Annotated in this window: 10 protein-coding genes; all 10 read right to left on the bottom strand. The window is 68.1% G+C overall.

Going from position 1 to position 11,032, the window contains the following annotated elements:
- Window positions 1–53 precede the first annotated feature (53 nt).
- Window positions 54–548: a RidA family protein gene (locus AC0MAZ_RS16245; protein WP_110737047.1), complete on the bottom strand. Its 495-nt coding sequence runs from the start codon at window positions 546–548 to the stop codon at window positions 54–56.
- A 75-nt stretch (window positions 549–623) separates the two neighbouring features.
- A complete protein-coding gene (locus tag AC0MAZ_RS16240; protein ID WP_475858534.1) occupies window positions 624–2,198 on the bottom strand; it encodes a flavin monoamine oxidase family protein in 1,575 nt (524 codons plus the stop codon).
- 320 nt (window positions 2,199–2,518) lie between these two features.
- Window positions 2,519–3,712, bottom strand: a complete 1,194-nt coding sequence (locus AC0MAZ_RS16235) for a dipeptidase (protein WP_475858533.1) — start codon at window positions 3,710–3,712, stop codon at window positions 2,519–2,521.
- Window positions 3,713–4,089: 377 nt separating this feature from the next.
- Window positions 4,090–5,046: an ABC transporter substrate-binding protein gene (locus tag AC0MAZ_RS16230; RefSeq protein ID WP_203646428.1), complete on the bottom strand. Its 957-nt coding sequence runs from the start codon at window positions 5,044–5,046 to the stop codon at window positions 4,090–4,092.
- Window positions 5,047–5,061: 15 nt separating this feature from the next.
- On the bottom strand, window positions 5,062–5,880 hold the full coding sequence (locus AC0MAZ_RS16225) for a class II aldolase/adducin family protein (protein WP_475858531.1): 819 nt from the start codon (window positions 5,878–5,880) through the stop codon (window positions 5,062–5,064).
- Window positions 5,877–6,821 (bottom strand): D-isomer specific 2-hydroxyacid dehydrogenase family protein, encoded by a 945-nt coding sequence (locus AC0MAZ_RS16220; protein ID WP_475858529.1) that lies wholly within the window; start codon window positions 6,819–6,821, stop codon window positions 5,877–5,879. The genes AC0MAZ_RS16225 and AC0MAZ_RS16220 overlap by 4 nt, the downstream gene beginning before the upstream one ends.
- The gene (locus AC0MAZ_RS16215) at window positions 6,818–8,008 is read right to left on the bottom strand and encodes an acyl-CoA dehydrogenase family protein (protein WP_475858528.1); all 1,191 of its coding nucleotides are present in this window, start codon (window positions 8,006–8,008) and stop codon (window positions 6,818–6,820) included. Before AC0MAZ_RS16215 ends, AC0MAZ_RS16220 begins: the two co-directional genes overlap by 4 nt.
- Window positions 8,005–8,766 (bottom strand): ABC transporter ATP-binding protein, encoded by a 762-nt coding sequence (locus AC0MAZ_RS16210; protein WP_443201107.1) that lies wholly within the window; start codon window positions 8,764–8,766, stop codon window positions 8,005–8,007. The genes AC0MAZ_RS16215 and AC0MAZ_RS16210 overlap by 4 nt, the downstream gene beginning before the upstream one ends.
- A 2-nt stretch (window positions 8,767–8,768) precedes the next feature.
- Window positions 8,769–9,584, bottom strand: a complete 816-nt coding sequence (locus AC0MAZ_RS16205) for an ABC transporter permease (protein ID WP_475858527.1) — start codon at window positions 9,582–9,584, stop codon at window positions 8,769–8,771.
- Between the two features lie 551 nt (window positions 9,585–10,135).
- Entirely contained in the window at window positions 10,136–11,032 is an 897-nt protein-coding gene (locus AC0MAZ_RS16200; RefSeq protein WP_475858525.1) for a LysR family transcriptional regulator, read from the bottom strand.

Raw genomic sequence — 11,032 nt, 5'->3', positions numbered from 1 at the left:
GCGGATATTCCTTGTGGCGACCATGGCCCGGCCGCCGCTATCGGGTTCGGGGTTCAACGGGCCTTGGCGGCGACCGCCTCGACTTCGATCAGGGCGCCGGGCAACACCAACCCGGCCACCTGCACCGTGGTGCGGGTCGGTTTCAACGGTTGACGGTCATTGCCGAAGAACTGGCGGAAGCCGCGCTGCAGGCCGTCGAAATCCATGCGTCCCTGCAACCCCGGGTCGCCCACCAGGTACACCCGCAACTGCACCACGTCGCCCAGGCCCAGCCCGCGCGGCGCCAGGGCGGCCTCGACCTTGCGCAGCACCGCCACGGTCTGCGCCTCGGTGTCGCCGCTGGCGCGCAGCTCGTCCTTGGCCGCCTTGGGGTCGGCCGGGTCGGGCAGGATGCCGGAGACGAAGGTCAGCGCCGTGCCCGGCGGCAGGGTCGCTGACTGCAGGATCGGCGAGTTGGGATAGGTCGAGGGGACGCGCTCGATATCGGCGGCCTGGCTGGCCGCGGCGAACAGGACCCCCAACCCCAGAAGGGCGTGCTTGAAAGGCATGGCGAAGCTCCACTGATGTGTAGGCGCCAGCCTCGGAGGTCCGCTACCTGGCAGATGGTTTTAGTTGTGTAGTAGTCAGGCTGTCTGCCGGCTCTGCGAGGTGCCCTGGGCACGCTCGCACAGGTTGCGCACCACCCGCCGGGCGGCTCCGGCAGCGGTTTCCTGCCAGATACCGATACCGCTGTGGGCCAGGGCGTCGCTGGTCAGGTGCACCCGGCCCTGGGCCTGGTTGAGCAGGTTGTAGTCGGCGTCGGCCAGCGGGTGGCTGATCCACGGCCCGAGGCTGTGGGGTATGCGTCCCCAGTCCACCACCAGTGGCTTGCGCAGTTCGTGGCCGTGCCCCGGGTGCAGCAGCTCCACGGCCTGGCGCGACAGGGCGATCTGCTCGGCGACCGACTTGTCGGCAAACTGGCGGGCGGTCTCGCCGTTGTTGTAGGCGGCGACGAGAATGCCCTCGGCCTGGTTGAAGCCGCCGCTGGGGTACCACAGCCCGGACGACGCCTGGTTGATGAACGAGAGGCCGCCGTAGATCTGGTAGTCGGTCTCCCAGAAGCGCCGGGACTGCCAGGCCACCTTGTTGGCATGACCGAACTGCACGGCGGCGATGGCCTGGCGCACCGGGGCGCTGAAGTTGCTGTCGAGCTTCGCCAGCAACGGCAGCGGCAAGGCGATCACCGCATAGTCGCTGGTGATGCGCCGTGGCTGACCATGCTGCTGGAAGCCGATCTCCACCCGGTCGTCGAAATGGCGAATCGAGCGTACCTCGGCCCCCAGGCGCAGGGCATCCCGCAGGTGGCGCTGGAACGCCAGGGGAATGCGGTCCATGCCGCCCACCGGCTGGAACATGGTCGGCGAGAACTCCGGGTACTCGTCGATCATCAGCGCCGTGCCCAGCGCCGGGTTGAGCAAGGTGCGCAGGGGCAGCGGGTCGTTGCGCAGGGCTTGCTGGTCGCCGGCCCCGGGCCAGACCTTGTAGCCGGAGCGCGCCGAACCCAGGTACTCGAGCTTCTCCGACAGGTCGCCCCAGGTGCGCAGGAAGCCCAGCAGGTTGCGCCGGTCGTCCAGGCTCAACTCCTGGTCCAGGGCCTGGCGGTCGACGGCCTTGGCCAGCAGTTCGGCCAGGTGCCCGCGGCTGTCGTTGACCGCCTGGCGGATCTGCATCGGTGGCTGGTCGAGGTCGGGACGCACCAGGGCGTTGCGGCTGGTGTTGACCAGCACTTCAAGCTCCACCCCCAGTTCGCGGCAGTAGCCGAGCATCAGCTGATGATGGCTGGGCAACCGGCCAGGGCCGGCGTTGAGGTAGAAACCATCGTCGAACTCGACGGTTTGCACGCTGCCATCGGTGAACGCGACCCGGTCACCCCGGCGCACGGTCCAGTTGCGCCCGCCGACCCGCTCGCGGGCCTCCAGCAGGGTGACGGCAAAGCCGGCCTTGCGCAGCTCGTAGGCGGCCACCAGGCCGCCGATGCCGGCGCCGACCACGGTGACAGTGGCGCCCTGCCCGACACGGGCCAGCGGCAGCTGGGCGTAGTTCTCCTGGCTGGCCCGCGCCGGGGCCAGCGGCCCGAACAACCCGAGGGCCGCCGTGGCGGCTTGCAGGCCACCGACCATACCGATACGGGCAATGAGCTGGCGTCTGGTCAATGGCATCGCGGGCACTCTCCCTGGTCCACGGTTATCGCTTTCGGTTATGACTGGATGTTTTCAAGCTACGAAAACGCTCTATGTGGAGCCATCCTAGAGAGCGGGATGAGCTAAGAGAAATACATTTTGAGCATATGCAAATATTAAAATGTGTAATGTCTTAAGCTTTGCATGCTGCGCAGAACGCATAATTATTTTGAAACACCTGCTTTTTTGTAGGAGCGGCCTTGTGCCGCGAAAGGGCCGCAAGGCGGCCCCGACGATCGACGATGTGACACCAATGCCTGGGGGCTGCGATGCAGCCCTTTCGCGGCACAAGGCCGCTCCTACAGTGAACACGTGGATTGCGCTTCTTCCATCACCCGCAACAGGTTCCCACCCCAGATATCCGCCAGGTCCTGCTCGCGGTACCCCGCCGCCAGCAACCGCGCAGTGATCTCTGGCAACTGGCTGACATCGCGCAGCCCCTCCACCCCGCCACCACCGTCCCAGTCCGCGCCGATGCCGACATGCCGCGGGCCAACCACGTCGAGGATGTGCAGCAGATGACGCATGAAGTCGTCCAGGCTGGTCGCCGGCAACGGATGCCGGGCTTCGGCCTCGCGTATGCGCCGGGCCAGGTCCGCCACCTGCGCCGGCGGCAGGCTGGCCGCCAGGCGGAACTCCCGGTACAGCGGCGCCAGGGCCTTGTCCCGCTCGGGGTTCGGCGCACGCGGCACCAGGTCGCTGGCGTAGGTGTTGACCTGCACCACTCCACCCTTGGCGGCGAGATGGCGCAATCGTTCGTCATCGAGATTGCGCGGATGCGGGCCGATGGCCCGGGCCCCGGAATGCGAGGCGATCACCGGGGCGCTGGACAACGCCAGCACCTGGTCGAACACCGCATCGGAGGCATGGGACACGTCAATGAGGATTCCCAGGCGGTTGGCCGCCTGCACCAGTTCGCGGCCAGCCGGGCTCAGCCCATGCCAATTCGGCAACGCGGTGGCCGAGTCGGCGAAGTCGTTGTTCTGCGCATGCACCAGGCCCAGCATGCGCAAACCCAGGCGGTGGTAAGTGGCCAACCGGCCGGGGTCGGCCGCCAGCGGTTCGGCATTCTCCATGCTGATCAGCACCACCCGCCGGCCGGAGGCGACGATCGCCGGCACCTCCTGCGCCCGCGTGGCCAGGGCGAATGCGTCCGGCCGGGCGGCGACCATGTCGCGGATCCGGGTCATCACCGCCAGGCCATGCTCGCTGGCCAGGGTACGGCCCTCGGGCGTGAGCGGTCCCTGGGGGGTGAAGATGGCGAAGAAACCGCCGTCCAGACCACCGTCGCGCATGCGCGGCAGGTCGACCTGGGACAGGTCGTCGGCATAGCGGTGGCGCTGGCCGATGTCCCAGCCGGGCCGGGCCAGTTGCATGGGCGTGTCCAGGTGGCTGTCGAGGACAATCAGGCGTTCGTGGAGGGCGCGGACATCGGCCAGCGCGCAGCCGCAGGCCAGTACCAGCAGCAAGGCATATCGAGTTGAACGAGGCATGGGATTCCTTTATGCCAGACACGGTCCCTGCCCTTCGGACTACGCAGTCGCGCAGGGAACTCTCACCCTGTGGGAGCGGGTTCACCCGCGAACACCGGCGCAGCCGGTGCCATACACCGCGCTGGATTCTTCGCGGGTAAACCCGCTCCCACAGAGTCAAGCTGAATTAATAGGTTACGTGTTGTTCCATAGGAGATTACACAGCCCTTACGGGCTGCGCTGTCGCGCAGGAAACAGAGTTCCAGCGTGGGAGCGGGCTTGCCCCGCGAACACCGGCGAAGCCGGTGCCATACACCGCATCGCGGGGCAAGCCCGCTCCCACGCTACCCAGTCAAATCAAAGAATTATGTTTTGTTCCATGAGAGCGGCCGCGTTAATCACGAAGCCCAGCTAAAACTCCGATCCCACAACGGCGCCACATCCAGGCGCTGGGGCAGCACGCCGGCGGCGTAGAAGGTGTCGGCCACATCCTGCTGCGAGCGCACCGCGGCATCGTCCACCGCCTGCAGCACCCGCGGCCCGCTCTGGGCCTTGTACTGGGCGATGAACACTTCCCGGGGAATGCCCAGCACCTGCTCGCAACGCGCGGCCCAGGCCTCGGGGTGGTGCTGCACCCACTGCCAGCTGCGGTACTCGCGGCGCACGTAGTCCTCGATCGCCGCGCGCTTGCGCGGATCTTCGATCGCCCGCTGGTTGGCGGCGATCACGTAGTTGCCCGACAGGTAGCCCTGCCCGGTGCGCAGCACCCGCGCCCCGCTGCGCAGCTCGGCCAGCTGGATGAAGTAGCCGAAGGTCACCCAGACATCCAGGTTGCCGTTCTGGAACGCGGCGAAACCATCCTGGGGCGTCAGCGCCAGGGGCTGGATGTCCGCCAGGGTCAGGCCCTGGTCCTTGAGGGCGCGCAGCAGCATGTAGTGCGAGGACGTGGAGCGGATGTACCCCACCCGCTTGCCCGGCAGCTCGGCCAGCGACTGCATGGTCGAGCCCTTGGGCACGACAAAGGCCTGGTTGTTGACGTCACCGGTCAGCACGGCGATGAGCCTGACCGGCGCCTGGTTGCGGATGCCGAAGATCGGCGGGATCTCGCTCATCGGCGCCAGGTCCAGGGTACCGCTGATCAACGCTTCAAAGCCGAGGTTGCCGCCGTTGAACTCGGCGTATTTCACCGCGTAGGGCGGGCGCTCGATGCCGGCCTCCTCGAAGAAGGTCGGCGCGGCGCCCTTGTAGGTGGCCACGCCCAGGGTCAGCCCCTGCCAGTCGCGGGCAAAGGCGCCGGGCAGCGCGCAGGCGAGCCCGCCCAGGGCGCTGTACTGCAGAAAACGACGGCGATTCATGGCGCCTCCTTGCACTCAGTCGAGAAAATCGGGTTCGTCGCGCAGCAGGCGGTCCCAGTACGGCTGGAAGCTGAACCAGCCACCGAACTCGGTGCCGACCTGGCGCGCGGTGTGCTCGGCCACTGCCGCCGGGATCGGCCGCGGCGTGCCGACGGCCTCGGCCAGCAGTTGCGCATGGGCGGCGTTGTCCAGGGCGATGAAGCGCCACACCGCGGCCTCTACCGTGCGCCCGACGGTGAGCAGCCCATGGTTCTGCAGGATCAGCGCGACCTTGTCCGGCCCCAGGGTGGCGGCGATGCGCGCACCCTCGCTGGCCTCCAGCACCACCCCGGTGAAGTTGTCGAACAGCGCGTGCTTGCCATGAAAGGCGCAGGCGTCCTGGGTCAGCGGATCGAGCAGGCGTCCCAGGCTCGACCAGGCCTTGCCGTACAACGAATGGGCATGGGCGGCGGCCACCACGTCCGGGCGCGCCTCGTGCAACGCCGCATGGATGGCGAAGGCGGCCAGGTTCAACGCGCCCTGCCCTTCGACGATCTCGCCCCGTGGGTTGACCAGCAGCAGGTCGCTGACGCGAATATGGCCGAAGTACACGCCCACCGGATTGACCCAGAAGTGATCGGGATGCTGAGGGTCGCGTACGGTGATATGGCCGGCGCCGCCCATGTCGAAGCCGTGCCGGGCGAACAGCCGGAACGAACCGGCCAGGCGCTGCTTGCGCAGCAACCGCTCGGCCTCGTGGGTCGATTGTTGCGGCGGGTCCTGCCAGCGATGCACGGTGTGGCCGTCGCGGGGCAATGAATAGGCGGTGGGTAGGCGGCTCAGCCTGGCGCTCATGCGGTCTCTCCTTGGGCCAGCAGGTTCTCCAGCGGTCGTCCGCTACGGAAATGATCGAGGTTGCGCGCCAGCAGCGCGGCAAGGTTGCGGTACACCTGCGGCGTGTTGGCCGAGGTGTGGGGGCTCAGCCGGACCTTGGGGTGGCTGTACAGTCGGTGCCCTGCCGGCAGCGGCTCGGGCTCGGTGACATCGAGGCTGGTCAACGCCACCTGGCCGCTGTCCAGGGCCTCGAGCAAGGCGTCCTGGTCCACCAGGGCGCCACGGGCGATATTGATCAGGTGCAGGCCAGGCTTGGCGTGGGCAAGGCTGCGCCGATCGACCACATGCCGGGTCGACGGGTCGGCCGGCGCCGCCAGCACCAGGTGATCGGCGCGGGCGAACAGCTCCTCGACGCTGGCCACGCCCCGTACGCCGGGCACCTCGAACGGCCTGACCGAGCGGCGCAGGGCGATCACTTCGATATCCAGCGCCAGGGCCTTGCGCGCCAGGGCCTGGCCGATCCGCCCGAAGCCGTAGAGACCCAAGGTGCTGCCGGCCAGCGAGGCCAGCGGACGTGGTTGCCATTGCCCGGGTTCGTCGATCCACAGTTGCGGCAGTTGCTTGGCGGCGGCGAACATCGATGCCAGGGCGAATTCGGCCAGGCTGTCCGCCGTCACCCCGCGAGCACTGGCCACAGGCAGCGGCTCGAGCAGCCAGCCGGGAAAGTAGTCGATGCCGGAGCTGACCAGCTGCACGAAGCCGAGCCCGAACGGCCAGCCCGAGGGCGGCGCAACGGCATCACGCAAGCCCGGGTCTGGCGCGGCCAGCAGGACCCGGACATCGTCCGGCATCCCATGAGGCACGCCCCTGGGCAGCGCCAGGATCTCCACGCCCGGCACGGCGTCGGCCAGCAACGCATTGAACCGCGCGTCCAGCTGGCTGGCGATACGCACGCCGCTCATGCCTGGCCGCCACGGCTGGGCAAGGCGAACGCCGCGCGTCCGGCGGCGCCGAGCACCGCGTCGTTCTGTGGTGTGTGGATACGACTGCACAGCACGTCGCGGTAATGCCGCTCAAGCGGGTTGCCCCGGGCCAGCGCCGGGTTGCCGATGGCCTCCACGCCCAGCTCGACAGCGCTGATGGCCTGGGTGGTCACCAGGTACTTGACCTGGGTGGCCTCGCTCGCCGGGATGCGCCCTTCGGCGGCGGCGTCGAGCAGGACCCGGTTGGACAGCAGCAAGGCATCGATGCGCCCCACCAGTTCCTGGAATCGCGACAGGCTCGACAGCGGCGCGCCGAGGTTGCCCGGCGTGCGCCCGGCCAGCCAGCCCACCAGCCAGTCGCGGGCGGCCCGGGCGACGCCGTCGTAGATGCTCGACAGCAGCACGGCCAGCCACAGTACGCCGTTGTGGTCGAGCTCGGACGGGCGTGGCTGGTGCGCCGGGAGGACATCCACGGCTTGTTCGGCGGGCACCAGTACATCATCGAAAATCACATCTTGGCTGCAGGTGGCACGCATGCCCAGGTGGTCCCAGGTTTCCTCGATGCGGATGCCCGGCGTGTCGCGGTGCACCAGCCAGGTGCCGACCCGCGGTTCGGCCTCGTCGCTGCGTGCCCACACCGCAAGCCAGGTCAGCCCGGGGATGCCGGTGGAGTAGATCTTGCGCCCGCTGATCCGCCAGCCCTCGGCCACCCGCCGGGCGACGGTGCCCGGCAGGCCGCCCCGCGCCGGGGTGCCCAGCTCCGGCTCGACGCGCAGGGCGTTGACCAGCGCGCCGTCAGTCACCGCCTCGCGGGCCAGGCGCAGGCGCAGGTGCTCGGGCCAGGCCTGGTTCTGCTGCAGGCGGGCATGCTGCAGGTACTGCATCACCAGCACCAGGGCGGTGGACGGCTCGCCCCGGGCCACGGCGGCGATCACCCGCCGGGCCTGGGCCAGCGTCGCTTCGCTGCCACCCAGGCGGCGCGGCACGGTCAGGGCCAGTAGGCCGTGTTCATGCAGGCGGCGCAGGTTGGCGTGGGGGAAGCTGCCCCGGCGATCATGCTCGGCGGCGCTGGCGGCAAATTCGTCGCTCAGGCGGGCCAGCAGGTCGGCGAAGGCCGGCGAATCGAGATCGGGCGCCTTGGCGCTGGTGTGCAGGTCGAGGCTCATCGTTGGGCGGTCCGTGCGAGGGTGTGGGCATGGCTGGCCGCGGGCGCTTCGACGCCGAGCAGGGCCAGCAGGTGTTGGCGCAGTTCCTGGAAGCCACGGCTGGCCACCTCGCGGTGACGCGGCAGGCGGATCGGGATCTGCTCGGCGAGGCGCCCCGCCTCCAGCACCACCACGCGGTCGGCCAGCAGCAAGGCCTCGTCGACATCGTGGGTGACCAGCAGCACCGACGGCTGATGGGTGCGCCACAGTTCGAGGATCAACTGGTGCATGCGGATGCGGGTCAAGGCATCCAGCGCGGCGAAAGGCTCGTCGAGCAGCAGCAGTTGCGGCTCGCGCACCAATGCCCGGGCCAGGGCCACGCGCTGGGCCTCGCCGCCGGACAGGGTGCCCGGCCAGGCCTCGGTGCGGTGCGCCAGGCCCACCTCACGCAGCGCCGCCAGGGCACGCGCTTTCGGCTCGGCGCCCCTCAGGCCCAGCACGACATTGCGCCAGGCACGCTTCCAGGGCATCAGCCGTGGTTCCTGGAACACCGCCGCATGGGCGCCAGGCACCTCCAGGGTGCCCGCCTCCACCCGGTCGAGCCCGGCCAGCGCCCGCAGCAGGGTGGTCTTGCCCGAGCCGCTGCGGCCGAGCAAGGCGACGAACTCGCCGGGTGCCAGGTCCAGGTCCAGGCCGTCGAGCACCGTGTGGCCCTGGAACCTGCGCGTGAGCCCGCGCACCCGCACCGGGGGGCGCAGGCGTTGCAGTGCGACTTCCATGGTCAGTTCCTTATGAAGGTGGGGCGCCAGGCCAGGGCCAGGCGTTCGAGCAGGCGCACCAGGGCGTCGATGGACAGGCCCAGCACGCTGTAGACGATCAGGCAGATGACGATGACATCGGTGCGCATGAAGTCGCGCGCGTCATTGACCAGGTAACCTAGGCCAGCACTGGCGTTGATCTGCTCGACCACCACCAGGCCCAGCCAGCTGATGCCGAAGGCATAGCGCAGCCCGACGAAGAATGCCGGCAGCGCGCCGGGCAGGATCACATGCCAGACCAGCCCCAGGCGGCCCAGGCCGAACAGTTGCCCGGCCTCCACCAACTTGGGGTCGACGCCGCGAATGCCGGAGAACAGGGTGAGGTACACCGGGAAGGTGGTACCCAGGGCAATCAGGGCGATCTTGGGCGTCTCGCCCACGCCGAACCACAGGATGAACAGCGGCACGATGGCCAGGAACGGCAAGGTGCGCAGCATCTGCACCGGCGAGTCGATGGCCAGCTCGCCGCGCCGTGACAGGCCTGCGAGCAAGGCCAGCAGAGTGCCCACGCTGACACCGATGGCCAGGCCGCTCAGGGCGCGCTGGAGAGACACCCACAGGTGCCCGGCCAGCTCGCCGCTGACGATCATCTGCCAGAGGGTGTCGCCGATGGCGCTGGGCGCGGCGATGATTCGCGGCGGCAACATGCCGCTGCGCGAGGCCAGCTCCCAGGCCGCCAGCAGCAGCAACGGGCTGACCAGTCGCAGGCCCAGGTTGCGAAAGCCCTGCCAGTGCAGCAGGGCTGTGATGGGTACCAGGGTGTTGCTGTACCGGGACATTCCATCTCCTCGCTCAAGGCCGTTCCATTGATTGCTGGCGGTGGCGGGAGTGTGGATCGAGCCCGCCGGTGCCTGGCTTGATCCTTATGCTATCGATCTTAAAAAGGGGCGTGAAATTCGATCTGCTTCTAACCTAATATACAGAATGTGCATTTATTTATTGTTGTTATATAAATAATATTTTTGGTATTCGGGCGCAGGGGTTTTGATCGTGTTATGGCCGCAAGGTGTCCGCCGCAACCCTTGCAGCGCCCTCAAGATCGAGCGCCGCCCGCGCGGTGCATCGCGACGCAAGGCCGCTCCTACATCTGTTTCGGGCCAGTCAAACCTTTGCCATTACCTGGTACGCCTTGTGGGCACTACTGCCGCCTAACCTGTCTCAAGGCATGCACCAAGGCGGGCAACCATGGCCTGACAGGTTTGGCACGTTGCAACAAATGTAGGAGCGGCCTTGTGCCGCGATGCGCCGCGCGGGCGGCGCTCGATCTCGTAGGCGCTGCAAGGCTATCGCCAGGCACCTCTTCGCCTAAACACGATCAAAACCCAAAACCTCACCCCTGACTCACCACCCGCTGCGCCACCGTCTCGCCAAACAACGCCACCGGCGCCTGCAAATTCCCAAGAAAACGCGGATGAATCAGCCACAGGTCAATCACCGGCTTGAAATCACTCACCTGCACGATCTCCAGGCGCTCGCGATGACGGCTGTTGTCCAGCAACGGCCGCGGCACCAGGCCGAAGCCCAGGCCATTGGCGATCAAGCCCAACTGCAACTCGGTACCGAAGGTCTCCAGGTTGATCCGCAGCGACAGCCCTTCGTCGTTCAGCGCCCGCTGCAGGCCGGCACGGAAGCCGCAGCCGTCGGGGTTGAGCACCCAGCCGCGCTGGTAGCAGTCGGCGAGCTTGCAACTGCGCTTGCCCACCTCGCCACGGGCGGCCACCACCACCAGGTCCATACGCGCCAGCGAACGGCCGACGATGCCCTCGGGGAATACCTTGCCGGCCGGGAACAGCGCCGCCACGGCGTCCAGCTCGCCGTTTTCCATCTTGCCCAGCAGATGGCTGCCCCAACCGGTGGCGACCTGGGTCTGCAGGTCGGGGTACAGCGCCTTGAGCTGGCTCAGGGCGTCGAGCAGCACCACGTCGCCGACGGTCTGCGGCACCCCCAGGCGCAGGGCGCCACTGGGCGAAGAGTCGCTCAGCACCAGCTCGCGCAGCGCGTCCATCTCGCGCAGTACTGCCCGGCACTGCTCGTAGACGCGCATGCCCATGGGCGTGGGTTTCAGCGGTTTGGTGTTGCGGTCCAGCAGGCTGACGCCCAGGGCCTCCTCGAAGTTCTGCACCCGACGGGTGATGGCCGGCTGGGTCAGGCGCAGCGATTCGGCCGCCTGGCTGATGGACTGGCTGCGGATGACGGCCACGAATGCATCGATATCATCTATCTTCAT

It is taken from the genome of Pseudomonas sp. A (genome assembly GCF_056270345.1).
This window is presented reverse-complemented; position numbering and strand designations above follow the sequence as displayed.

What these genes read in the sequence shown, in the direction of transcription:
- AC0MAZ_RS16235 (WP_475858533.1), bottom strand. Translation starts at nt 3,712, where the DNA reads ATGCCTCGTTCAACTCGATATGCCTTGCTGCTGGTACTGGCCTGCGGC.
- AC0MAZ_RS16225 (WP_475858531.1), bottom strand. Translation starts at nt 5,880, where the DNA reads ATGAGCGCCAGGCTGAGCCGCCTACCCACCGCCTATTCATTGCCCCGC.
- AC0MAZ_RS16200 (WP_475858525.1), bottom strand. Translation starts at nt 11,032, where the DNA reads ATGAAGATAGATGATATCGATGCATTCGTGGCCGTCATCCGCAGCCAG.
- AC0MAZ_RS16210 (WP_443201107.1), bottom strand. Translation starts at nt 8,766, where the DNA reads ATGGAAGTCGCACTGCAACGCCTGCGCCCCCCGGTGCGGGTGCGCGGG.
- AC0MAZ_RS16245 (WP_110737047.1), bottom strand. Translation starts at nt 548, where the DNA reads ATGCCTTTCAAGCACGCCCTTCTGGGGTTGGGGGTCCTGTTCGCCGCG.
- AC0MAZ_RS16205 (WP_475858527.1), bottom strand. Translation starts at nt 9,584, where the DNA reads ATGTCCCGGTACAGCAACACCCTGGTACCCATCACAGCCCTGCTGCAC.
- AC0MAZ_RS16230 (WP_203646428.1), bottom strand. Translation starts at nt 5,046, where the DNA reads ATGAATCGCCGTCGTTTTCTGCAGTACAGCGCCCTGGGCGGGCTCGCC.
- AC0MAZ_RS16240 (WP_475858534.1), bottom strand. Translation starts at nt 2,198, where the DNA reads ATGCCATTGACCAGACGCCAGCTCATTGCCCGTATCGGTATGGTCGGT.
- AC0MAZ_RS16215 (WP_475858528.1), bottom strand. Translation starts at nt 8,008, where the DNA reads ATGAGCCTCGACCTGCACACCAGCGCCAAGGCGCCCGATCTCGATTCG.
- AC0MAZ_RS16220 (WP_475858529.1), bottom strand. Translation starts at nt 6,821, where the DNA reads ATGAGCGGCGTGCGTATCGCCAGCCAGCTGGACGCGCGGTTCAATGCG.